The sequence below is a fragment of the Acidimangrovimonas sediminis genome (genome assembly GCF_002871005.1).
GTDB classification, from domain to species: Bacteria; Pseudomonadota; Alphaproteobacteria; order Rhodobacterales; family Rhodobacteraceae; genus Acidimangrovimonas; species Acidimangrovimonas sediminis.
The window spans coordinates 107904-130688 of record NZ_PHSN01000008.1; the positions used below are offsets into that span (position 1 = coordinate 107904).

The following is a 22785-nucleotide window of genomic DNA, read 5'->3' on the forward strand; positions in this document are numbered from 1 at the left end:
GGAAGGGCTCAGGTGGGGCGGCCGCGGATCACGCAGACCTCGTGGAAGAGCGGGGCGTCCGGGTCGCTGTCGACGCGTTCCTGCGCCTCGATCGCGGTCAGGTGCTGCCGGCCCTCGGGATCGGCGTAGAATTCGCACGCGAAATCACCGTCGAGGCCACTGCCGCGCAGTGCCTTTTCGAGCGCCACGAAGAACGAGAAATCGGTGCCCGCGTGCTGCCGCACGACCTGAGCATGCAGGATCTCGGGGGTGTAGCCGTTCGCCTCGAACAGGCCGCAGATCACCTCCGTGCCGATCCGCGCACCGAAGTTGAGCACCACCTCGGCCGAGGGCGCCACCGCCCGCAGCCGGCGCAGCAGCGCCTCGTTCAGGCCAAGGCCGACGGCGTTGAAGGGAAACGCGTCGAAATCGGCCCAGGGGTAGTAATGCGCAAGGTGGTCGGCCTCGCGGTCTTCGGCGCCGTCGGCCAGCGCTACCTTCTGCGCGCGGCGAAAGCTGGACAGGCGGGGATCGTCGGGGTCGCCCACCTGCGGCAGGCAGCCGATCACGATGTCGGCGCGCTCCACCGCGGTGCGGGCCTCGGGATGGTCGATCAGGCTGACCTCCCCGTGCACGGGGGTGAAACGGTCGGCCTCACGCGGGGCGAGGCGGCGCACGTTGGCCTCGGCCAGTTGCGCCAGCCGTGGGTCGAGGTCGCTTCCGGCAACGGCGGCGGCGCCGCAAATGTGCAGCATGAAGGCCACGTTGATGCCGGTGCCGACGCCCACCTCGTAGACCCGCTTGTCACGCAGCTCGGCGCGCTCGAGTCCCTTCTGGAAGGTCTCGGTCCAGGGATCGGTGGGGTCGAAGGCGAATTCGGGAGAGACCGGGGAGGGCGCGGTCTCGTAGCTTTCGGTGTCTCTCGGGAGAGGCTTGGAATCGGTCATGGGGTCTTTCAGCGTCTGGGCCGGTCTCGCGGCGGGGGCAACCCGGGCGCGGGGAACGCGCGCCCGGGGCAGGTGCATCTGCACGGTCGAACGGCAGGGGAACGGCGGTGGCACCGCTCAGTCGAGAAGCAGCACCTCGCGCACATCCCCCCGCATGCAATGATCGGACCGCATCGAGGCGGCGTAGCCGCCCGCGTTGATCAGTGCGATCACGTCGCCTTCCTCGGGCGGCGGCATCGCGTGATCCTCGGCCCACTTGTCCAGCGCCTCGTTGACGTTGCCGGCCACGGTGTAGCTCCGGGGCGCCCCGGGGCGCGGCACGGCGGCGACGGGTTCGCAGGGCAGGCCGTAGAAGGCGGGCTCCATCGCCAGGTTGAAGCCCGCGTCCAGCCCGAGGAACTCCACGTCCTTGCGGCGCTCGGAATAGGTCACGCGGGTCAGCAGGACGCCCGCATCCTTGACCAGGAAATCCCCCGGCTCGACCGCGACGGAGAGGCCGCGCCCGCCATAGGCCGCGGCGACCGCGCTGGCCCAGCGGTCAAGGTCGAGCGGCTTGTCGTCAGCCTTGTGCGGCAGGCCGAGGCCGCCGCCGATGTTCACCTCGGTCAGGTCCGGCAGCTGGTCGACGAAGGCAAGACTTGCCTCCAGCACCCGGGCGAACTGGATCAACTCGCGGTCGAGATAGCCCGACCCCGCGTGGAAGTGGATCCGGGTTATCTTCAGCCCCGCCGTCCGGGCGATCTCGATCGCCTCGGGCAGGCGGTCGAGGTAGATGCCGAACTTGGTGGCCTCCTCCCCGCTGTATTGCAGCAGGTCGTTGCCGGTATAGCCGATGCCGACGTCGGGGTTGATCCGGATGCCCACCTCGCGCCCCGGGCACAGCTCGCCGATCCGGCGCAGCGCGGTAAGGGAATCGAGGTTGATGTTGATCCCGTCGAAGCGCGCGAGCACGGCCATGTCGGCAGGCGAGAGCGACCCCGCGGTGAAGGAGATATCCTCCTCGCGGAAGCCCGAGGCCAGCGTGTGCATCAGCTCGTTCGGGGAACAGATGTCGGCGCCGCACATGCCTTGCGCCGCCAGGTGCGACAGCAGTTGCGGGGTACGGTTGGCCTTGATCGCGTAGTAGATCCGGTATCCCAGCCCGGTGCCGTCCAGCGCGCGGCCCAGCCGGGTCAGGTTGTCGACCACGCGCGGGGCGCGCAGCACGTAGGCGGGGGTTTCAACCTTGCGCGCCAGCGCGTCCAGATCCGCGGTGCCCAGGTGCAGCCGTCCCTCGCGATAGGTCAGGTCGTCGCGCTGCCACCAGGGGGTGTCGTGCGCCGCCGGGTCCCGGGGGCGGGTCCCGGCGGGCGCGGTCGTCGTGGCACTGGCCTCAGACATGATGCGGCGTGGCCCCTGTGGTCGTCGCGGTCCCGGCGATGGCGGCGGCGGCCCCGGCGGGCGCGGCCGAGTGGATCAGCCGCAGGTCGGTGGCTTCTCCGGTCAGCGAGGCGGCGACACGATCGCAATCGCAGCAGGTTTCGTCCACCAGCACGTCAAGCGGCAGCCCGCAATCCGAACGGCCGATCACGGCCTGCTTGATGCGCAGCACGGTCAGCGGTGCGGAAAGCCCGCGGCAATCGATGAAATGGGTGGGTTGGCTCATGTCCTGTCCTTCCTTAGGTCTGGCCTTCGGGTCTGGCCTATGAGGGGGGCGGCCCTGACCGCCGAGGAGGCCCGCGAGGGCCGAGGAGGGGGCGCCGTCAGAGACGCCCGGCCTTCAGATCCTCACCGGCGCGGATCAGCGCGTCGGAAAGGATATCGATGATCTCGTCGACGTCGGCGCGGGTGACGACCAGCGGCGGCGAGAGGATGGCGAGGTTCTCGTAGGGGCGCACCAGAAGGCCCGCCTCCTGGCAATAGGCGTCGACGCGGGCGGCCAGCGCCATGTTGGCGGCGTTGGGGCCCGGCGCCTCGCCGGTCCAGCATTCGACGCAGGCCATCAGGTGATCGCCCCGCACCGTGTAGACGATCGGCAGGTCGCGCAGGGCGCGCAGCCGCTCGTTGAAATAGGGGCCGATCTCGCGCACATGGGCGCAGATCCCCTCGCGTTCCATGATCTCGATGTTCTTGAGCGCCGCGGCACAGGCCACCGGATGGCCGGAATAGGTGAAGCCGTTGGAGAAGACGGGCTTGTCCTCGGGCGCGGCCTGCGACATCGCCTCCATGATCCGGTCCGAGATGATCACCGCGCCCAGTGGCTGGTACCCCGAGGTGATCCCCTTCGCGGTGACGATCATGTCGGGCTGGATGCCGAACCGCGCCTCGGAGGCGAAGAAGTGCCCCAGCCGGCCGAAGCCCGTCACCACCTCGTCCGAGATGTAGAGGATGCCGTGCTTGCGGCAGATCTCCCACGTCGCCTTCTGGTAGCCCTCCGGCGGGGTCAGCACGCCGCCCGAGGCCAGGATCGGCTCGGCGATGAAGCAGGCGATGTTTTCGGGGCCGAGCTCGGCGATCTTCGCCTCCATCTCGGCGGTCAGCTCGGCCAGCCTTTCCCGCGCGCTCAGGCTGCTGCGGTCGGGGTCGTGGCCGGGGCTGGAAAGGTGATGGACGAAATCGCTTTCATAGTGGAAATGCGTCCGGTCCGCCGCCTTGCCCGACAGCGACTGCGCCAGGTAGGTGCCGCCATGGTAGGCATTGACGCGCGAGAGCACGTGGCGCTTTTCCGGCTGGCCCTGGGCCGAGAAGTGGTAATGCGCGATCCGCACGGCGGATTCCACGGCGGTCGAGCCGCCGGTGGTGAAATGCACCCGGTTCAGGTCGCCCGGCGCCAGTTCCGCCAGCTTCTGCGACAGCCGTGCGGCCGGCGCGCTCGTGACGTCTCCGAACGGGGTGTAATAGGCCATCTTGCGGGCCTGGTTACCGATCGCCTCGGCCAGTTCCTCATTGCCGTAGCCCACGGTCATGCACCACATGCCGCCGATCGCGTCGAGATAGCTCTTGCCCTCGCGGTCGCGCACCCGCACGCCCTTGGCCTCGTTCACCACCAGCGCGCCCTCTTCGCCCAGCGTGCTGAGGTCGGCCCAGGCGTGCAGGACATGGCGGGCGTCGGCCTCGGTCAGGGTGGGGGCGTTGTGCCCCTTGCCGGGGTGGGTGCCGTCGGCGGTGCCGGTATCGGCGTGGGAATCGGCAAGTGTGTCCATCGCGTGACGTGCCCTTTCGGTTTCGCGCGGGTCAGCACCCGCGCGGCAGTCTGTCAGAGCCTGCGTTCGGCCCCGGTGGGGCCAGGCTGGAGAATGGCCGGAACAGCGCCTGATCGTCGGGCCGCGAACCCGGAATGCGCTTGTCGCCCGGGATGGGCGACCGGCCCTGACGGAACCCCCGCGCGCATGTGCGCATTGATGGGGTGTCAGTGACGGAGCGCCGGAGTGTCGCGGTGGCGCCCGTCTGTGCAGTGTGACCCGGGAAAAGCTTCTGTTAAACCCCTGTGGCCGGGAATAACGGTCTTGACACGGGTTTGGGCCGGGAAGTCCGTCCCGATGCCGAAGGAACCGGCACTTGGCCTGAAAAAGTGACCGGTTGAAACCGTAGGGCGGCTGGAGCCACAATATCGGGCGTCAGCATGGCGCGGGGCCGTGGGGCCGCCAGGGCAGTCCGCGCGCGTTGCTCCGGCCCCTTCACCCCAGCCGCGTCACCCCAACCCTTTCACCCCAGCCGCCGCACGGCGCGTCCGGCCCAGTCCGGTGCCGGGGCATGGACGGCGCGGGCCAGCTTTTCGGCGGTGGTGTCGTCGAACGGTGCGGCGCGCCCCGCGCGGGTGTCATAGTGCAGCAGCATGCATTCGAAGGTGGCGCTTTCGCCATCGCCCGCGTGCATCACATGGGCGATGTGCAGGCGTTTCGCATCGACGCCCAGCACCATCGTTTCGACCTTCAAAACCGCCGGCGCGCGCACCTCGCCGGTGTAGCGCAGGTGCGTCTCGAGCGTGTAGAGCGCGAGGCCGGTGGCGTCGAAATAGGCCGGGCCGATGCCGAAATGATCCTGCAGCTTCCAGGTCGCGTTGCTGAACGGGACAAGGTAATAGGCCTCGTTCAGGTGGCCGTAGGCGTCAAGCCAGCTATCTTGCAGCGGTTCCTCGTGCAGATGCAGGATCGTCATGCGCGCGCCCCTCAGCCCGGTTTCGTGAAGACCACCAGCTTGGTCATGGCGGGGATCAGGTTGTCGGCGCCGGACGCCTCGAACCCGATCTCTCGGCCCTTCGCGCTCAGCCAGCCGACGGAGAGCGAGCGCGCGTCGGGGGTGAATGCCATGTGCTGGAGTTGCCAGAGCGCGGCCAGCGCAGGGCCGCGGCGGTCTTCCTCGACCATGAAGTCGTGCACCATCAGCTTGCCGCCCGGGGCCAGCGCCTCGAAGGCCTTGCGCATCAGCCCCTCGACATCGTCGCCGGGCACGCCGCTCATCAGGTAGGACATCAGGATCGCGTCCTGGTTGCCGGGCCACGCGACCGCCACCGCGTTCCCCGGAATGTAGCGCACCCGGTCGACCAGCCCCGCCTCGGAGACGAAGCGCCAGCCGATCTCGGCCACGTTCGGGAAGTCGATGATCGTGGCATGCAGATCGGGATATTCGCGGCACAGGCTGATCGTCATCGCCCCGGTGCCGCCACCCACGTCCAGCAGGCTTTTCGCCTGGCTGAGGTCGACCTTGCGGGCCAGCGAGCGGCCAGGGCCGAGCGATCCGGCGTGCTGGCTTTCGGAATAGACCGAGGCCTGTTCCTCGTCCGCCATCCAGTGCTTGTACGAAGCGATCGCATCGTCCGAAAGGTCACCCTTCATTACCGCGTTGAGCTGCAGCAGGAACGGGTACATCTGCTGGTCGATCTGGTAGCGCAGGTAATCGCCGAAATCGTATTTCGACTGGCGCGAGAGGAAGGTCTGCGCGGCCGGCGAATTCTCGACCCGGCCGTCGTCGGCGAGGGTCAGCAGCCCGATGCTGGCCAGCGCGGTGGTCAGCATGACGATGCGGTTGAGCGGGATCCCCGTCGCCTCGGCCAGCGCCGCGGTCGTTCTGGGCCCATCCGCAAGCGCGGTGAAAAGGTCGATATGCAGCCCCGCGAAAAGCGCCTTGGAGGCCATGAAGCTGAAGGCGATCGACGACAGGTCCTCTGCGGTTTCGATCGGTTCTTCCCGGCTCGGCGCCATCTTGCGGGCCAGCATGCGTGTACCTCTCAGATTATTTCGGGTCGGCCGGAAGCATACAGGCCTGAGACCCCGGTGCAACCGGAGGGGGCGACGACGTGGCCGTCCGGACCTCAATTCCAGTGGGCGAGGCGGATCCCGCGCCGGTGGCGACCGGTTCGCGGGGACGTCGGTGTCGTCCCAAGGTTGCGTGATTGCAGGAGTTTTCGGCGGGCCTTGTCGCGGCTTGTCCAATTTTGCCCCAAATGGACCGCATTTTCCCCATTGTTCCCGGGAATCCTGCAATCATTCCTGGGTCCTCCTCAAACTCGACCCTGGCAGGAAACATTCCTGCGGCGCGTTGGTGCCGCGGGCAGGCAGTAGGGTCCAGTAACGTATGTACATTCAACAGGTGAGCGGTCCGGGCGATGACGCTTCGGTCGATCTTGGGCTGCTTATGGCGGCGATCGACACTGCGCAGGCCGTGATCTGGTTCGAAGTGGACGGAACGATCCGCGACGCCAACAGCAACTTCCTGCGCTCCACCGGCTACAAGATCGACGAGATCCGCGGACGTCACCACCGGCTTTTCGTCTCCGAGGAACACGCCCGCTCCGAAGATTACCGCGCGTTCTGGAAGGCGCTGTCCGAGGGGCGGCCTCAGCGCGGCACCTTCCTGCGCCGCGGCAAGGACGGCCGCCCGGTCTGGCTCGAGGCGAGCTACATCCCGCTTCCCGGTCCCGACGGCCGCCCGGCGCGGATCGCCAAGTTCGCCTTCGACATCACCGCGCAGCGCATCGCCGCCGCCGACCAGGCCGGCCAGATCGCGGCGATCTCGGAATCCCACGCCATCGTCGAGTTCGACCTCGACGGCACGATCCGCGACGCCAACGAGAACTTCCTGCGCGCGACCGGCTACACCCGGAAGGAAATCATCGGCGAACATCACAGCATCTTCCTCAAGCCCGGCGAGGCCGGGAGCGACTTCTACGCCCGCTTCTGGGAGCGCCTGCGCGAAGGACGCTCCGAGACCGGCGAATTCCATCGCTTCGGCAAGAACCGCCGCGACGTCTGGTTCCAGGCCAGCTACAGCCCCGTGCTGGACGAGGCGGGTCGCCCCGTGAAGATCATCAAGTACGCCAGCGATGTGACCGAGGCCAAGCTGCGCGCGGTCGATCACAATGGCCAGCTCAGCGCATTGTCCAAGGCGCAGGCGGTGATCGAGTTCGCGCTGGACGGCACCGTGCTGACCGCCAACGAGAACTTTCTCGCGGCCTTCGGCTATGAGCTTGGCGAGATTCAGGGCCAGCATCACCGCATGTTCGTCCCGCCGGGGGAGGCGGGGAGCGCCGCCTATGCCGAGTTCTGGCGCAAGCTGGCGGAAGGGCGGTTCCAGGCGGCCGAATACCGCCGGATCGGCAAGGGCGGGCGCGACGTCTGGATACAGGCCAGCTACAACCCGATCCTCGATTCCACCGGCAAGCCGTTCAAGGTGGTCAAGTTCGCCACCGACATCACCGACCGCAAGCGCGCGCTCGCCGCTTTGTCGGACCAGGAGCTGATCGAGCTGCGCTCGACCCAGGACGCGCTCGAGGCGACTGAGGCGCTGTTTCGCGCCACCATCGACCATGCCCCGGTGGGCATGGCGCTGATGGACGAGGATTGCCACCTGCTGCACGTCAATGACGCCTTGTGCCAATTCACCGGCTATGTCGCCGAGGATCTGCTGGAGATGCGGCTGGCCGAGCTGATCCCGCCGAACCGCAGGGTCATCTCGGATGAAGACCGTGCGCGGATGCGCTCGGGTGAGCTGAGGGTGCTGCAGCTCGAGCGGCGGATGATCCGCAGGAACGGGACCGAGGCCTGGGCGCTCCTGCATATCTCGCAGCAGAGCTCGTCGCGCAGCGAGGCGGTGGAATTCATCGTCCAGGTTCAGGACATCACCGAGCGGCGACAGGTCGAGCAGATGAAGTCGAACTTCGTCGCCACCGTCAGCCATGAGCTGCGCACACCGCTGACCTCGATCAAGGGCGGGCTGTCGCTGGCCCTGGGCATGATGTCCGACAAGCTCGACCAGCGGGCGGAGCGCCTGCTGTCGATCGCGCTGAAGAACTGCGACCAGCTGACCAAGCTGGTCAACGACATCCTCGACATGGAAAAGATCTCGTCCGGGCAGGCGCGCTTCAGCGCGACCGACGTGCCGCTGGCCGACCTGCTGGAGCAGGCGGCGGCGATCAACCAGGCATATGGCCAGGAACACGGCGTGCATTTCGAACTCACCCCGCCGGTCACCGCGGCCTGGGTGCGTGTCGATGTCGACCGGTTCCAGCAGGTGATGTCGAACCTGATGTCGAACGCCGCCAAGTTCTCACCCCCCGGCAGCGTGGTGCGGGTGGAAAGCGAGGCGAAGAACGGCAAGGTCTGGCTGCGGGTGATCGACAGCGGGCCGGGCATCCCCGAGGAATTCGGCGAACAGATCTTCACCCCCTTCAGCCAGGCGGACAACTCGGCCACCCGCAAGAAGGGCGGCACCGGTCTGGGGCTGAACATCACCCGCCAGATCGTCGAGCGCATGGATGGCGAGATCGGCTATCACAACCGCCCCGGTGGCGGCTGCGAGTTCTGGGTGACCTTTCCCCAGGCAGCCCCCGCGCAGGCCTCGGCGCCGGCCCTGCCGCGCATCGGCAGGCCGGGCCTGTTGCCGGTGATCCTGCACCTCGAGCACGACCGCGATTTCGCCGAGATCTTCCGGTCCGCCTTCGAGGGCCGGGCCGAGGTGCGCCATGTGGCGACCATGGCCGAGGCGGTTGCGGATCTGCATCGCACCCGCTTCGACCTGATCGTCGCCGATTGGGAGGGGGTAAACGGCAAGACGCGCCGGCTGCTCGACATCGTCAGCGATCTGCAGCCGCATGCGCCGGTCTTCGGCATGAGCGCCCGCGAGATCCCCGCCGATCCGCGCGTCGTGCGCAACCTGGTCAAGAGCCGGATCGGCCTCGACGCGATCGTGCAGGCGCTGGTCGGCGACTGACCCCTCTCCCCCCGCTGCAACGGCATGCAGCGGGGCGGGGCCTATCCCCGAACGCCAGGTTGGCGCGTCGCCCCGGCGGCGCGCTTGTGCCTGTTCTCCATCCGGGCCGACAGGCGGTGACGCGCAGTCTTCCCGCCTGGCGCGGATAACGCGCATCCCGGCGGAGCGGGAGGCCGGTCCTGGCGCGACGGCGCCGTGCCCCGCGCATGGCAAGACGGCGCGACCCTGAGCAAGCCGTGCCCGGGAAATGGCGGGCGCGAGAGCACCTTGCGGGGCCTGTTGACATATCCGACTGATTAAGTCAGGAAATGCAAAGCCCAGCCCGATTGCCCGGCTCTCCCTTTGTCCTCTCCCCTCGCGAAGGAAGCCGATCCATGTCGCCGATGTCCCGATTCTTCCACGCTGCGCGCTCTTCCGACACGCCCGAGGCGACGCCTCCCGCCCACATGGGGCCGCCGCCCGCGCAGGCGCGGATGGTCATGCTCGATATCGTGCGTCTCATGCTGCAAAGCTACGATTGCCCGGCGCGCGACGGCTGGATGCGCGGCCTCGCGCTGGCCGAGGCTGCCTGGGGGCCGGCCCGGGGTGCACGCGTTTTCGCCGAACTGGCCCGCTGCCTCGACGCGATGCGCCGGGCGCGGCGCTCTCCCTATCTCTACGCCAATCCCGACTGCGCCCATTGCGGCCGGAGCCCGACACCGCACGAAGAGCTGCTGCTCCAGTGTCTCGGCCATGCGCTCCACGGGCGTGAGGCCGAGATGGCGGGCGCGGCGATGCTGCTGTGCGAGGCCAATCCCTGCGCGCCCCTGCTGGTCGCGCTGCAACGCGTCGCGGCTGTGGCGACCGAGACGGCGCCGGAGGCCGAGACCGCCGCGCCGCAGACGTTCCTTTTCCGGAGTTGACATGTTCCTTCCCTTCCTCTCCCGCCGCGCCCGGCTTCTGGGCCGCACGGCGCTGACCTGCCTTGCGCTCGGCGTGCCTGTCGCCGGCCTTGCCCAAACCGCCGAGACCGCCGCCAAGACCACGGACGCCGACACCGGCACGACCGCGCTGGCGCCGATCACCGTCAAGGGCGCGGGCGACGGCACGGGCCCGGTCACCAGCGCCGACCCGGTCACCGCGACCGGCTCTGCCAACCCGATGCCGGTGACCGAGATCCCGCAATCGGTGAGCGTCGTTTCCGATGCCACGCTCAAGGCCAGCAATGCCGACAAGCTTGACGGGGCGCTGGGCTATGTCGCGGGGGTGGTCGGCCAGCCCTACGGCTACGACAGCGATACCAACTGGATCTTCGTGCGCGGGTTCCAGGCCACGGCGACGGGCAGCTTCCAGGACGGCCTGCCGAATTATTCCTACGCCTTCGGGGGCTTCTACATCGACCCGGTGCTGGTCGAGCGGATCGAGGTGCTCAAGGGCGCGGCTTCGGTGCTGTACGGGGGCGCGAACCCGGGCGGCATCGTGAACTACGTGACCAAGGCCCCTGACGGGAGCGACCGGGGATCGGCGACCTTCGGGCTCGACAGCGAAGGGCGGGTCTGGGCCACACTGGACAAGACCGGCCACCTTGACGACACCACCGATTACCGCCTGATCGCCAAGTCCGAGCGGGTCGACGGCCACGGCATGTTCGATGCGGGCTTTCACGGCGTGCTTTCGGGCAGCCTGCGCAAGCGGCTCGACAGCGGGGCGGAGCTGAGCTTCGGCATAGATTACACCCGGGTGGACGAAAGCCACGCGGGCAGCGCGTGGCTGCCCTATTACGGCACGGTCGCGGCGACGGACTTCGGATCCATCCCGCGCGATTTCAACACCGGTGAGCCGGGGCACGACAGCTACAGCCGCAACCAGCTTATGCTGCGCTTCGGCTGGAAACAGCAGATCGGTGCCTGGCAGGTCGAGAACAAGGCGCGGCTGGCCCGGTCCGACGTCAGCGAGGATTCGGTCTATGCCTACGGCTACGCGGGATATGCGCTGACCCCGACCGATGCCGCCGGAACGCTGTCGCGGCTGGTGTTCGACCAGCATAGCAAGACCACCGAATTCGCCGACGACCTGCACGCGACGCGGACCGTGCAATGGGCCGGTGCCGAGCACAGCCTGACCTTCGGCGCGGCCTACAAGTACTTCCGCCTCGACCAGGTCCAGGCGAGTGCGACCGGCACCGCGCTGACGGTCGTCGACCCGCAATACGGCGCCGCCCAGCCCGCCGCGGTGCCCTATATCGACCAGCCGCTGACGCAGAACCAGCTGGGGGTCTACGCGCAGGACCAGATTCGCTGGGGCGCGGGCTGGATTGCCACGCTGAACGCGCGCTACGACTGGATCCGGACCGAGGCGGGCACGAATGCCGCGACCGGTGCGGCGGGGAGTACGCGCACCGACACCAAGGCCTCGTACCGCCTGGGCCTTGCGCGCAACCTGCCCGGCGGCTGGACGCCCTATGTCTCGGCCTCGTCCTGCTTCAACCCGCAGATCGTCAACGATTCCAACGGCGCGAAAACCTCGCCCGAGACGGGGCGGCAGGTCGAGGCCGGGGTGAAATGGGCGCCGAACCGCGACTTCCTGCTGACCGCGGCGGTGTTCGACATCCGGCGCAAGGGGGTCTCGCAATCGGCCTATGATAGCGGCACCGGCGGCTATGTCTACAGCCAGATCGGCGAGGTCCGCTCTCGCGGGGCCGAGATCGAGGCGCAGGGCCGGATCGCCGAGGGGCTGAAGATGACGCTGGCGCTGACCAAGATGAACATCGAGGTGCAGGACGACATCGACCCCACGCTCATCGGCAAGACGCCCTATTCCATGCCCGAGGAGATGGCTGCGCTGAAGCTGGACTGGACACCGGGCGCCCTGCCGGACTGGACCTTCTCGGGCGGCGTGCGCTGGACGGGCGGCAGCTGGGCCGACAACGCGGATACCCTGCGGGTGCCGCCGCGCGCGGTCTACGACATCGGCGTCAGCCACGCCTTCGGCGACGGCTGGAGCGCGAACCTCGCGATCCGCAACGTGACCGACAAGACCTACGTGGCCTCGTGCCAGACCGCCTACTGGTGCTATTATGGAGAGCGCCGCAACGCGAGCCTCTCGATTACCAAGACCTTCTGATTCCGGATTTCCCGAATGCCCCTGCTTCGACGTTTCCTGGCCTATTATGCCTCATGGAAGAGGCTGTTCTGGCTGGATTTCTCCTGTGCCGTCGCGTTCGGCCTGCTTGAGCTTGCCTTTCCCGTGGCGGTGCGCGGCTTCATCGACGTGCTGCTGCCGCGCGGCGAATGGGGGGTGACGGTGCTGGCGGCTGCGGGGCTGGGGCTTCTGTACCTGCTGAACGCGGGGCTTCTGGCGATCGTGACCTACTGGGGCCACATGCTGGGCATCAACATCGAGACCGAGATGCGCCGCCAGGCCTTCGACCACGTGCAGAAGCTGTCGTGGAGCTATTTCGACCGCCAGCGCACCGGGCACATGGTCTCCCGCGTCACTCATGACCTCGAAGAGATCGGTGAGCTGGCGCACCACGGGCCGGAAGACCTATTCATCGCGGTGATGACGTTCGCCGGCGCGTTCGTGCTGATGTTCTGGCTGCACCCGCCGCTGGCGCTGATGACCGCAATCATCGTGCCGATGGCGGTGGCGATCGTGTCGGTGTTCGGCGGGCGGATGGCGGCGACGTGGCGGTCCATTTACGCGCGTGTCGCCGATTTCAACGTGCGGCTGGAGGAGAACGTGGGCGGCATCCGCGTGGTCCAGGCCTTCGCCAACGAGGACCACGAGCGCGACCGTTTCGCCCGCGACAACGCCATGTACCGGCGCACCAAGCTGGACGCCTACCGCATCATGGCCGCGAGCCAGGCGCTGAACTACATCGGCATGCGCGGCGTGCAGGTGCTGATCATGGTGGCGGGCGCGGGCTATGTCATCGCGGGGCAGCTGTCGGCCGGGGCCTTCGTGGGCTTTCTGCTGCTGGCCGGCGTCTTCTTCCGCCCGCTGGAAAAGATTGCCGCGGTGATCGAGACCTATCCAAAGGGCATGGCCGGCTTTCGCCGCTTCCAGGAGCTTCTGGCGGTCCGTCCCGATATCGCCGACGCCCCCGGCGCGGTGCCCGCGCCGCCCTTCGCGGGCGAGGTGCGCTTCGAGGGGGTCACGTTCGGCTATGACGAGGGGCCGGGGGTGCTGCACGGCATCGACCTGACCATCCACCCGGGCGAGACGGTGGCCTTCGTCGGCCCGTCGGGGGCGGGGAAGACCTCGCTTCTGTCGCTGCTGCCGCGGTTCTACGAACCCTCGGAGGGGCGCATTACCCTCGACGGGCGCGACCTGCGCGAGGTGACGCTGGAAAGCCTGCGCCGGCAGATCGGCATCGTCGCGCAGGACGTGTTCCTGTTCGGGGGCACGCTGCGCGAGAACATCGCCTATGGCCGCCTCGACGCGACCGAGACCGAGATCCGCGAGGCGGCGGACCATGCCCAGCTGGGCAGCCTGATCGCGCGCCTGCCCGAGGGGCTGGATACCATCGTCGGCGAACGCGGGGTGACGCTTTCGGGCGGCCAGCGCCAGCGGGTGGCGATCGCGCGGGCCTTCCTGCGCAATCCGCCGGTGCTGATCCTCGACGAAGCGACCTCGGCCCTCGACAGCGCGACCGAGCGCGAGATCCAGTCGGCGCTGGAGCGGCTTTCGGAAGGGCGCACCACGCTGGTCATCGCGCACCGGCTGGCGACGATCCGCAATGCCGACCGAATCGTGGTGATGCAGGAGGGCAGGGTGGTCGAAAGCGGCCGTCATGACGACCTGCTGGCCCGCGGCGGCGCTTATGCCGCCCTGCACGCCGCCTGACACACCGCGCGCGCTCCCCGTCCTGCGGGGTGGGAGCGTCAGGTGGGAAGATTCCCCGGTGCAAGGGGCGAGGGCGCCTTGCGCTTATCCTTGCCCTTGCCCGGCCGCCGGTGCACCGGGCGCCGCTCACGTTGGAACATCGCAATATCCTTGAAGAATCCTCTGGACATCGCCAGGCACGCCTAATAACTGACTAAATTACTCAGCCATCCTGCCGCCCCGGCATCCGGGGTGGGCGCGGGAACGCCAAGCGCCAAACCGATCCGATGGAAAGAGTATTGCCATGACCGAACCGTCCCGCCGTTTCCCCTTTGCCCTGCGCCTCGGGGCGTTGGCGTTGTTGTCGGGCTCCACCGCGTTCGCGGCGCTGCCGGCCCGCGCGCAGGATGCCGACGACACGGCCAAGAGCACGGTGCTTCAGGCGATCAACGTGAAGGGCGGAGACGATGCCGACACCAGCATCGTCGCGCATGAGACCGACAGCAGCACCAAGATGCCGACCTCACTGCTGGATACGCCGGCGGCGGTCTCGGTGGTGACGGCCAAGTCGGTGCAGGACCGCGACGCCACCAACATGCAGCAGGTTCTATCCTACACCGCTGGCGTCAACGTCAACGAATACGGTTCGGATTCTCGCTATGACTACTTCCGCATCCGCGGTTTCAGCGAGATGGAGCTGGGCACCTACCGCGATGGCCTGCCAGTGCGCGGCGCGGGCTGGACGTTCATGCGCCTGCAACCCTACGCCTTCGACCGGTTCGACGTGGTCAAGGGCTCCAACTCGTCGCTGTTCGGACTGAATGCGCCGGGCGGGCTGGTGAACGCGACGACCAAGATGCCCAAGGATCACAGCTTCGGTCATGCCTATGTCACCGCCGGCAACCACCTGCGCGGCGCGGGCGTCGATTTCGGCGGCCCCCTGGGCAAGAGCGACGTCTGGAGCTACCGCGTCACCGCCAAGGTGCAGAATGGCGACACCGGCGCCTCCGACTCGCGCGATGACCAGCGCTATGTCGGCCTTGCGCTGCGCTACCAGCCCGACAGCACGACCCGGCTGACCTTCATGGCGGATTATTCCTCCTACAATACCTCGTTGTCGTACCCGGTGCCGCTGGGGTCGGGCATCAGCCCCGAGACGTTCCTGGGCGAGCCGGATTTCAACTACAACAAGGGCCAGTCGCGCAGCCTCGGCTACCGCTTCGACCATGAGTTCGGCGGTGGGCTGAGCCTGCACCAGACCGCGCGCTACACCTGGTTCGAGCTGGAGGACCGGCAGGTCTATCCGAGCAGTTCGGACCCGACGGCGGACCGCGACGCCTTTTCCACCCAGGGCCGCAACCGCCAGTTCGCCATCGACACCCGGCTGCAATACGACACCATGATCGGCAACGTGCGCAGCCGCACGCTGGCGGGCGTCGAATATGACTGGTTCAGCGAGCAGGAGGTCGACCTCTACGGCAGCGCGCCGGGCACCGGCAGCTTCACCGATCCCACCTATTGCGGCCTGTCGTGCATCACGCTGGGCCCCTACATGGACTGGACGCCCTCGCAGACCAGCAAGGCGCTTTACCTGCAGCAGGAGCTTACCTTCCAGAACCGCTGGATCGTCACGCTGGGCGCCCGCTACGACCATGTCACGACTGAGGGGCTTGGCGCCGACGGCGGCATGACGAGCCGGCGCGACAACAACATCTCCAAGCGGCTGGGCGTGACCTACAAGATCACGCCCGAGCTGTCGGCCTATGCCAATTACTCGCAATCCTTCCAGCCCAACTTCTGGGACGTCGACGCGGGTCCCAAGGAAGGCCGGCAGGTCGAGGTGGGGATGAAGTTCCGGCCGCAGAACTTCAACGGCCAGTTCGGCGTCTCGGCCTTCGACCTGACGCAGAGCAACGTCAGCACGTATGTCAGCCCTACGGTGCAGGAACAGATCGGCAAGGTCCGCGTCCGCGGGGTCGAGCTGGAGGGCAAGACCGCGCTTACCGACCGGATCAACCTGACCGCGGCCTATTCCTGGTGGGATGCGAAGATCACGGCGGATGGCAGCTACGGCACCGGTGGCAGCGGTTCCAACCTGGGCAACCGTCCGGCGCTTGTGCCCACGCAGGTGGCCTCGCTCTGGGCCGACTACACGCTGCCGGGCAATGCGCGGCGCGGCGACATGACCTTCGGCCTGGGGGTGCGGTTCGTCGGCACCAGCTATGCCGACGATGCCAACACGCTGCGCAACAAGGCGCACACGGTCGTCGATGCGCTCTACCGTTACGGGCTGACGCAGAATGTCGACCTGTCGGTGAACGTGTCGAACCTGTTCGACAAGAAGTATATCGCGACCACCTACGGCGGCATGGAATACTACGGTCCCCGTCGGTCGATCTCGGCGACCGTGCGCTACTCGTGGTGACACGGCGCGGCCTGCTGTTGGCGGCCGTCGCCTCGGTCGGGGCGGGGGCAGCGGCGGGGTTCGGGGCCGGGGCAGGCACGGCCGCGCCCGCCCTGCTGTCCGCCGCGGCCCCGGGCGACGACGCCGACGGGGAGGGCCCTCTGCGTTTTGCCCATGCCTATGGCGAGACGGTACTGCCGCGCCCGGCACGGCGGGTGGTGTCGCTGGGCTACGACACGCAGGACGCGCTCCTGGCGCTGGGGGTCGTGCCGGTGGCGATCCGCTACTGGTACGGCAGCTACCCGCACGGCGTCTGGCCCTGGGCGCAGGACCGGCTGGGAAGTGCCGCGCCCGCGCTGATCGTCGGCGAGGTGTCGATGGAGAAGGTCGCGGCGCTGCGCCCCGATCTGATTGTCGGCATCGGCGCGGGGCTGAGCCGGAACGAATACCGGATCCTGTCGCAGATCGCCCCGGTGCTGATGCAGGGCCGGGGCTATGGCACCTACGGCATGCCGTGGGACGAGGTGACGGTGACGCTGGGCCGTGCCACCGGGCACGAACCGCTGGCGCACCGCCTGGTCGCCGACGTCAAGGCCCGGTTCGCCGATGCGCGGGCACGCCGCCCTGGCTGGGCCGGGCAGACCGCCGTGGCGGCCTATCACAGCGCGGGCGAGACCGGTGTCTTTACCGGCATGGACAATCGCGCGCAGTTCCTTGACGCGCTGGGGTTCCGCCCGCCCGAGAAGATCCGGCACCTGACCTCGCCCGATGGCTTCTACGCCCAGCTCTCGCCCGAGGATCTGTCGCCGCTGGATGCCGACCTCCTGTTGTGGATCTCGACCTTCGGGGGGGCCGCGGATCTTGCCGCGCTGCCGATGCGTCACACCCTGCGGGCCTGGCGGCAGGGGCGCGAGGTCTATGCCGATGCGCTGACCTCGGGCGCGCTGTCCTTCGGCAGCGTCCTGTCGCTGCCCTTCGCGCTCCGGCGGCTGGAGGGCGAGATGGCCCTGGCCCTTGACGGCGATCCCGAAACGCGGGTGCCGTCGGCCGTGGCGGCGGGGCTGGCGCCATGAGCGGCAGCCTGCGTTTCGTCGGGGTTGTGGCGCTTCTCGCGCTGGCGATGGGGCTGTCGCTGGGGGTGGGCGTGCGCGACGTGCCGGTGGCAGCCTGGTGGCCGGCGCTGGTGGCCTACGACCCGACCGATCCCAACCATATCACGCTGATCACCATCCGCCTGCCGCGGCTTTGCGCCGGGCTGATCGCGGGCGGTGCACTGGGGGTCGCGGGCACGGTGATGCAGGCCCTGACCCGCAATCCGCTGGCCGATCCGGGCCTTCTGGGCGTCAACGCCGGCGCTGCCTTCGCCATCGTTCTGGGCGCGGTCCTGCTGGGCGCGCAGGGGGCAGGGGCGATAGCGTTCCTGTCGTTTCCAGGCGCGGCGCTGGCCGCGGCGGCGGTGTTCGCCTTGGGCGGAGGGCTGCGGGGCGACGCCGGGCCGGTGCGGCTGACGCTGGCGGGCGCGGCGGTCAACGCGCTTCTGCTGTCGCTGGTCAGTGCCATCGTGCTGATCCAGCGCGAGAGCCTCGACATCCTGCGCTTCTGGGTCGCCGGCTCGCTGAGCGAGGCGACACGCCGCCCGCTTGGAGAGATGGCGATGGCCGCTGGGCTCGGAGGGGCGCTGGCGCTGTTCCTTGCCCCGGCGATCGAGGCGCTGTCGCTGGGTGCCGCGCTGTCGCGGGGGCTGGGGACGCGCCCGGGCCGGGTGCAGGCCGGTGCGCTGGTAGTCATCACGCTGTGCACCGGGGCCGCCGTCGCGGTGGCCGGGCCGATCGCCTTCCTCGGGCTGATGGTGCCGCCGCTTGCGCGCGCCATCGCGGGCCACCGCCTCAGGGCCGAGCTGGCCGTGTCGGCCGCGCTGGGGGCCACGATCCTGCTGCTGGCCGACACCGCCGGGCGGCTGGTGCTGGCCCCGGCCGAGGTGCGCGCGGGCATCATGACGGCGGTGATCGGCGGGCCGGTGTTCATCGCGCTGGCCCGCCGTGTCCGCCCGGGGGCACCGGCATGAAGAGCGGGTGGGTGCTGCTTGCAGTCGTCATCCTGCTGGCCGCGCTGGCAGGGCTGGCTGTGGGGCAGGTCGATATCGGCCCGGCGATGCTGTGGCACGGGGCGTTGACCGGCGAGGGGCCGGGGGCGCTGACCCTCCGGCTGATCCGGGCGCCACGTGTGGTCACCGGTCTGGGCGCCGGGGCCGCGCTGGGAATGGCGGGGGCGATCTGCCAGATGCTGTTTCGCAACCCTCTGGCCGCGCCCGACGTCATGGGCTTCACCGCCGGGGCGGGGCTGGCCGTGGTCGCGGCGATCGCGCTGGGTCTCGGCCTGCCGCTGCCGCCGGTCGCCGCCGCGGGCGGCCTTGCCACCGCGGGGCTGGTCGCGGCCCTGTCGTGGTCGCCCCGGCACGATACGCCGCCGCTCACGCTCATCCTCGTGGGGCTTGGCATCGGGTTCACCGCCGGCGCGCTGGGATCCTTCGCGATGACCCGGCTGCCACAAGCCGAGGCGGCGGAGGCGCAGCGCTGGCTGACCGGGTCGCTGGCCGCGCGTGACTGGGGACAGGCCGCGCAGGTCTGGGGCATCAGTGCGGTCCTCGGGCTGGTGGCGGCGGTTCAGATGCGCGCGCTTGCGGTGCTGGAACTGGGCGAGGCGATGGCGGCCGGGCTGGGCCTGCGAGCGGGTCGCGCGCGGTGGGCGTTGGTCGCCACCGCCGTGCTGCTGGCCGCGACCGGGGTGGCGGTGGCCGGGCCGCTGCCATTCGTCGCCCTGATGGCCGGGCCGCTGGGCGCGCGGGTCACCGGTGCGCGCAGCCCGCTGGCGCAGATGCTGGCCGCGGGCGCGACCGGGGCCGCGATCGTCGTGCTGGCCGACCTTGCCGCCCGCGCGGCGCTGCCGGGGATCCAGCTGCCCGCCGGGGTGACCACCGGCCTTCTGGGCGCGCCCTACCTGCTGTGGCTGCTGGCGCGCGGCATGGCACGGGGCGCGCTATGAGCGCAGCCCCCGAACGACACGAAGGAGCAAGCCGATGACCCTCGCCTTAGCCGGAAGGCCCCCGGACCCGTCCACCGCGCCCCACGCCCTGCGCGCCGAGCGGCTGAGCCTTGGCTATCCGGGACGCGAGGTGATCTCGGGCCTCGACCTCGCGCTGCCGCTGGGGCGGGTCAGCGCGATCCTCGGACCGAACGGATGCGGCAAGTCGACCCTGCTCAAGGCGATGGCGCGGCTGATCCGTCCGCAGGCCGGGCGGGTGACGCTGGCGGGGCGCGATATTCACCGTCACGACACGCGCCAGCTTGCCCGCGAGGTGGCGATCCTGCCGCAAGCCCCGCTTGCTCCCGAGGGGATCACCGTGGCCGACCTCGTGCGTCGGGGCCGGACGCCGTGGCGCGGCGCGCTGACCCCCTGGCGGGCCGAGGATGCCGCCGCCTGTGCCGCGGCGCTCGACGCGGTCGGGCTGGGCGATCTGGCTGCGCGTCCGCTGGGCGAGCTGTCGGGCGGCCAGCGTCAGCGGGCGTGGCTTGCGCTCGTGCTGGCGCAGGCGACGCCGCACCTGCTGCTGGACGAGCCGACGACCTTTCTCGACCTCGCCCACCAGATCGACCTGCTGGAGCTGCTGCGGCAGAGGAACCGGCAGACCGGGACCACGGTGATCAGCGTCCTGCACGATCTCAACCTTGCTGCGCGCTACGCCGATCACCTGGTGCTGTTGGGGCCCCGCGGGCTGGTGGCGGAGGGGGCGCCGGAGGCGGTGATCACCCCGGACACCCTGCAGCTGGCCTTCGGTCTTGCTGCACAGGTGATCCCCGATCCGGTGTCTGGCACGCCGATGGTGGTACCCTGCGGACCGGCCCGGAAGACGGCGCGGAACGCGACCATCGAGACGACCATCGAGAAGGCCACCCAGACGGCCACCAAGACGGAACCAGAGACATGACCACGACCTGCGAAAAGGAAGCCGTCGCCCGGCTGGAGGGGCAGGTGCCCGGCGGTCTGCCCGAGGGGCTGCTGCCGGCGATCGCCGAGGCCTTCGCCGAGTACGACTTTCCCGTGACCCATGGCGCTCAGGCGCTGGTCGTCGACCTGCCGCTGGCGCGGCTGGAGATCCTGTGCGACGGGCTCGGGCTGCAGGCTCGGGTCGCCGCGCGCAACGCGGCCCAGCTTCAGCAGGCGCGTGAGGGGCTGGTGTTCACGCTGGACCGTCTGGCGCCTGGCACGGCGGCGCGGCTGCGCTGGAGCGGCGATGTGCCCCGCAATGCGCGCCCGGCGAACTTTCACCACGCCACCCTGCGCGAAGTCCGCCCCGTCGGTGCAAGCTTCCTGCGGGTCGAGGTCGACTGTCCCGGCACCGCGCGGCTGTGCGAGGGGGGGATGCACTTCGGTCTCTGCCTGCCGCCCGCGGGCCGGGCCCCGGTCTGGCCGGTGCTGGATGGCGATGGCCGTACCGTCTGGCCAGAAGGTGCGGACACGCTGCACCGCGCGGCCTATACCTTCGTCGATCTTGATCCGCAGGCGGGGCGCTTCAGCTTCGACGTTTACCGCCACGCGGGCGGGCGCTGCTGCGGCTGGGTCGAGGCGGCGTGTCCCGGCGACGTGCTGGGGGTGACCGGGCCCGGGGGCGGCGATTTTCCCCCGGGGGATCATCTGCTGATCGCAGGGGACGAAACGGCGCTGCCCGCGATCCGGCGGATCCTTGCACTGTCAGATCCCGGTCGCCGCGGTCTTGCCATCCTCGAGACCGCCGATCCGGGCGACCGCCTGCCGCTGGCCGCGCCGGCGGGAATGGCGGTCGAATGGGTGACGCGCGGGGAGGAGGCGCTGTGGGACCGGCTGGCCGATGCGCCGCTTCCGCCGCCGGGCCCGGGCCGCTTCGTCTGGGTCGCGGGCGAACAGGCGCTGGCGCGCCGGGCCAAGGCGCATTTCCGCGACCATCGCAATCTGGGCCGTGGCGAGGGCTATTTCGCAGGTTACTGGCAGGCCTGATCCCTGGCAGGCCTGATCCCCGGCGGGCCTCTGTCGTCCCCCGGGGCATCCTTCCCCGGCGCATGGCCGCCCCCGTCAGGGAGGGCGGCGTCTTCAGCGCGAAAAGCGTATCGTCAGGGAGAACGCATAGGCGCGGTCGGTCAGTCCGTCGGGGGCGTTGGGGAAATGCCCGGCCCGCTGCACCGCCTCGACCGCCGCCTGATCCAGCGCCGGGTTGCCCGACGACCGGATCAGCCGAACGCCGGCCAGTTGCCCGTTGCGCGCGATGCTGAGCTGCACCGTGGCGCTGCCACTCGCCCAGCCCGCGGCGGAAGGATAGCGCTTGGCGCGTTCGATCCGCGCGCGGATCGCCGCACCCCACTGGGCGCGCAGGCTGCGCTCCTGCCCGGCCGAAAGGGTCGAGACACGGGCGTTGCTGCGGTCCCCCGCGCTGGCACCGCCGCCGGCACCCGCCGCGCGTTCGGCGGCGCTGTCGTGATCCTGCGCCCTGTGCACCTTCGCGGCGGGCTTCGGCTTGGCCTTGGGGGGCGGTTCGGGTTTCGGGCGGGGCTTGGGCGGCGGGGTTGGTTCCGGCGGCGGGGGCGGGGCCTCGGGGCTGGGGGGCGGCGCCTCGGCCGTTGCGGTCGGCGCGGCGGGCTGGGCCGGTGTCGGGGGCGCCTCTGGCGCCGCCTCGGCCAGACGGGGCAGGTCGGGCGCGTCCATTTGCGGCATCTGGACCTGCGGCGGCGCGGCCGGAGCGTCGACCTTGGGCGCGGGTTCCGGGATCCGGTCGTATTGTGTGACCTGCTCGGCGACGGAGGCGCTGGCGGCCTGAAGGCTGGCCACGTCGGTGCCGCCCGCGCCGGAGGACGAGATCCCCGCCTGTTCCTCCGGCGCCGCCGCGAAGAGGACGAGGTGAAGCGCCAGCGCCAGCGTGCCGAAGACGCCCCCTTCCAGGATCTGCCGGGCGGTCATGGCGTGGCCGTCCCGGCGGGGGCGCCGTCCGCGTCGTCGCCGGTGCTGCGGATCACGAGGTCCGCCTGCGGAAACCCGGCACCGCCGAGTTCCGGCAGCAGCGCGGCAAGCCGGTCGACGGGGGCCCCGGCATCGGCGCGCAGGAAGAGTTGCGGCGGCGCCGCGGCGCAATCATGCGCGTCGCAGAATGTGTCATGCGCGGCCTTCAGCGCGGCAAGCACCGTCGGGTCGCCATCGGCGCCGGGGCTTGTCGCTCCTTCGAACCCCAGCGCGCCGTCGGCGCCGAGGTAGAGCGCGAAATCGCCCTGCCGCGCATCCTGCGGACGGGCCTCGGGCGGGGTGACGGGAAAGGGTTCGGGGGGCGCCAGCTCGGCCGAGATCAGGAAGAAGATCAGCAGCAGGAAGACCACGTTGATCATCGGCAGCAGGTTGCCGTCGCTCGGGCCGCGCGGCGGGTCGGGGGGCAGAATGTCCATC

General features: G+C 69.6%; 18 protein-coding genes. 10 read left to right on the plus strand and 8 right to left on the minus strand.

The window, feature by feature from the left end:
* Positions 1–8 precede the first annotated feature (8 nt).
* The 6 genes from CVV76_RS09585 to CVV76_RS09610 form a co-directional block, all read right to left on the minus strand.
* Complete coding sequence (locus CVV76_RS09585) at positions 9–926, minus strand: s-adenosyl-l-methionine--l-methionine S-methyltransferase (protein ID WP_102224422.1); 918 nt, start codon at positions 924–926, stop codon at positions 9–11.
* Between the two features lie 117 nt (positions 927–1043).
* Positions 1044–2306, minus strand: coding sequence for a diaminopimelate decarboxylase (locus CVV76_RS09590; protein ID WP_102224423.1), 1263 nt, complete (start codon positions 2304–2306; stop codon positions 1044–1046).
* A complete protein-coding gene (locus CVV76_RS09595) occupies positions 2299–2571 on the minus strand; it encodes a hypothetical protein (RefSeq protein WP_102224424.1) in 273 nt (90 codons plus the stop codon). The genes CVV76_RS09590 and CVV76_RS09595 overlap by 8 nt, the downstream gene beginning before the upstream one ends.
* 97 nt (positions 2572–2668) lie before the next feature.
* Complete coding sequence (locus tag CVV76_RS09600) at positions 2669–4108, minus strand: aminotransferase (RefSeq protein WP_102224425.1); 1440 nt, start codon at positions 4106–4108, stop codon at positions 2669–2671.
* A 502-nt stretch (positions 4109–4610) separates the two neighbouring features.
* On the minus strand, positions 4611–5063 hold the full coding sequence (locus CVV76_RS09605; RefSeq protein ID WP_102224426.1) for a thioesterase family protein: 453 nt from the start codon (positions 5061–5063) through the stop codon (positions 4611–4613).
* An 11-nt stretch (positions 5064–5074) separates the two neighbouring features.
* Positions 5075–6121, minus strand: coding sequence for a methyltransferase (locus tag CVV76_RS09610; RefSeq protein ID WP_233192791.1), 1047 nt, complete (start codon positions 6119–6121; stop codon positions 5075–5077).
* A 358-nt stretch (positions 6122–6479) separates the two neighbouring features.
* Here CVV76_RS09610 and CVV76_RS09615 point away from each other — a divergent pair, with 358 nt between their 5' ends.
* The 10 genes from CVV76_RS09615 (at position 6480) to CVV76_RS09655 (ending at position 21354) form a co-directional block, all read left to right on the plus strand.
* The gene (locus tag CVV76_RS09615) at positions 6480–9113 is read left to right on the plus strand and encodes a PAS domain S-box protein (RefSeq protein WP_102224427.1); all 2634 of its coding nucleotides are present in this window, start codon (positions 6480–6482) and stop codon (positions 9111–9113) included.
* Between the two features lie 374 nt (positions 9114–9487).
* The gene (locus CVV76_RS24955) at positions 9488–10015 is read left to right on the plus strand and encodes a hypothetical protein (RefSeq protein ID WP_158243125.1); all 528 of its coding nucleotides are present in this window, start codon (positions 9488–9490) and stop codon (positions 10013–10015) included.
* A gap of 1 nt (position 10016) precedes the next feature.
* Positions 10017–12215 (plus strand): TonB-dependent siderophore receptor, encoded by a 2199-nt coding sequence (locus CVV76_RS09620; protein ID WP_158243126.1) that lies wholly within the window; start codon positions 10017–10019, stop codon positions 12213–12215.
* Positions 12216–12236: 21 nt separating this feature from the next.
* Entirely contained in the window at positions 12237–13940 is a 1704-nt protein-coding gene (locus CVV76_RS09625) for an ABC transporter ATP-binding protein (protein ID WP_102224472.1), read from the plus strand.
* 283 nt (positions 13941–14223) lie between these two features.
* The gene (locus tag CVV76_RS09630; RefSeq protein ID WP_102224429.1) at positions 14224–16344 is read left to right on the plus strand and encodes a TonB-dependent siderophore receptor; all 2121 of its coding nucleotides are present in this window, start codon (positions 14224–14226) and stop codon (positions 16342–16344) included.
* Entirely contained in the window at positions 16338–17396 is a 1059-nt protein-coding gene (locus CVV76_RS09635; protein WP_233192792.1) for an ABC transporter substrate-binding protein, read from the plus strand. Before CVV76_RS09630 ends, CVV76_RS09635 begins: the two co-directional genes overlap by 7 nt.
* Positions 17393–18388 (plus strand): FecCD family ABC transporter permease, encoded by a 996-nt coding sequence (locus tag CVV76_RS09640; RefSeq protein WP_102224430.1) that lies wholly within the window; start codon positions 17393–17395, stop codon positions 18386–18388. The genes CVV76_RS09635 and CVV76_RS09640 overlap by 4 nt, the downstream gene beginning before the upstream one ends.
* Complete coding sequence (locus CVV76_RS09645; RefSeq protein ID WP_102224431.1) at positions 18385–19365, plus strand: FecCD family ABC transporter permease; 981 nt, start codon at positions 18385–18387, stop codon at positions 19363–19365. Before CVV76_RS09640 ends, CVV76_RS09645 begins: the two co-directional genes overlap by 4 nt.
* Positions 19366–19399: 34 nt before the next feature.
* Positions 19400–20308, plus strand: coding sequence for an ABC transporter ATP-binding protein (locus tag CVV76_RS09650; protein WP_102224432.1), 909 nt, complete (start codon positions 19400–19402; stop codon positions 20306–20308).
* Complete coding sequence (locus CVV76_RS09655; RefSeq protein ID WP_102224433.1) at positions 20305–21354, plus strand: siderophore-interacting protein; 1050 nt, start codon at positions 20305–20307, stop codon at positions 21352–21354. The genes CVV76_RS09650 and CVV76_RS09655 overlap by 4 nt, the downstream gene beginning before the upstream one ends.
* 93 nt (positions 21355–21447) lie before the next feature.
* Here CVV76_RS09655 and CVV76_RS09660 read toward each other — a convergent pair whose 3' ends face one another.
* A complete protein-coding gene (locus tag CVV76_RS09660; RefSeq protein ID WP_102224434.1) occupies positions 21448–22308 on the minus strand; it encodes an energy transducer TonB in 861 nt (286 codons plus the stop codon).
* Positions 22305–22784 carry an ExbD/TolR family protein gene (locus CVV76_RS09665; RefSeq protein ID WP_102224435.1) on the minus strand — a complete coding sequence of 160 codons (480 nt, stop codon included), beginning with the start codon at positions 22782–22784 and terminating at the stop codon, positions 22305–22307. Before CVV76_RS09665 ends, CVV76_RS09660 begins: the two co-directional genes overlap by 4 nt.
* Between the last annotated feature and the right edge of the window lies 1 nt (position 22785).

Coding starts and splice junctions, on each gene's coding strand:
- CVV76_RS09585 (WP_102224422.1), bottom strand. CDS start 926: ATGACCGATTCCAAGCCTCTCCCGAGAGACACCGAAAGCTACGAGACC.
- CVV76_RS09590 (WP_102224423.1), bottom strand. CDS start 2,306: ATGTCTGAGGCCAGTGCCACGACGACCGCGCCCGCCGGGACCCGCCCC.
- CVV76_RS09595 (WP_102224424.1), bottom strand. CDS start 2,571: ATGAGCCAACCCACCCATTTCATCGATTGCCGCGGGCTTTCCGCACCG.
- CVV76_RS09600 (WP_102224425.1), bottom strand. CDS start 4,108: ATGGACACACTTGCCGATTCCCACGCCGATACCGGCACCGCCGACGGC.
- CVV76_RS09605 (WP_102224426.1), bottom strand. CDS start 5,063: ATGACGATCCTGCATCTGCACGAGGAACCGCTGCAAGATAGCTGGCTT.
- CVV76_RS09610 (WP_233192791.1), bottom strand. CDS start 6,121: ATGCTGGCCCGCAAGATGGCGCCGAGCCGGGAAGAACCGATCGAAACC.
- CVV76_RS09615 (WP_102224427.1), top strand. CDS start 6,480: ATGTACATTCAACAGGTGAGCGGTCCGGGCGATGACGCTTCGGTCGAT.
- CVV76_RS24955 (WP_158243125.1), top strand. CDS start 9,488: ATGTCGCCGATGTCCCGATTCTTCCACGCTGCGCGCTCTTCCGACACG.
- CVV76_RS09620 (WP_158243126.1), top strand. CDS start 10,017: ATGTTCCTTCCCTTCCTCTCCCGCCGCGCCCGGCTTCTGGGCCGCACG.
- CVV76_RS09630 (WP_102224429.1), top strand. CDS start 14,224: ATGACCGAACCGTCCCGCCGTTTCCCCTTTGCCCTGCGCCTCGGGGCG.
- CVV76_RS09640 (WP_102224430.1), top strand. CDS start 17,393: ATGAGCGGCAGCCTGCGTTTCGTCGGGGTTGTGGCGCTTCTCGCGCTG.
- CVV76_RS09645 (WP_102224431.1), top strand. CDS start 18,385: ATGAAGAGCGGGTGGGTGCTGCTTGCAGTCGTCATCCTGCTGGCCGCG.
- CVV76_RS09650 (WP_102224432.1), top strand. CDS start 19,400: ATGACCCTCGCCTTAGCCGGAAGGCCCCCGGACCCGTCCACCGCGCCC.
- CVV76_RS09655 (WP_102224433.1), top strand. CDS start 20,305: ATGACCACGACCTGCGAAAAGGAAGCCGTCGCCCGGCTGGAGGGGCAG.
- CVV76_RS09660 (WP_102224434.1), bottom strand. CDS start 22,308: ATGACCGCCCGGCAGATCCTGGAAGGGGGCGTCTTCGGCACGCTGGCG.
- CVV76_RS09665 (WP_102224435.1), bottom strand. CDS start 22,784: ATGGACATTCTGCCCCCCGACCCGCCGCGCGGCCCGAGCGACGGCAAC.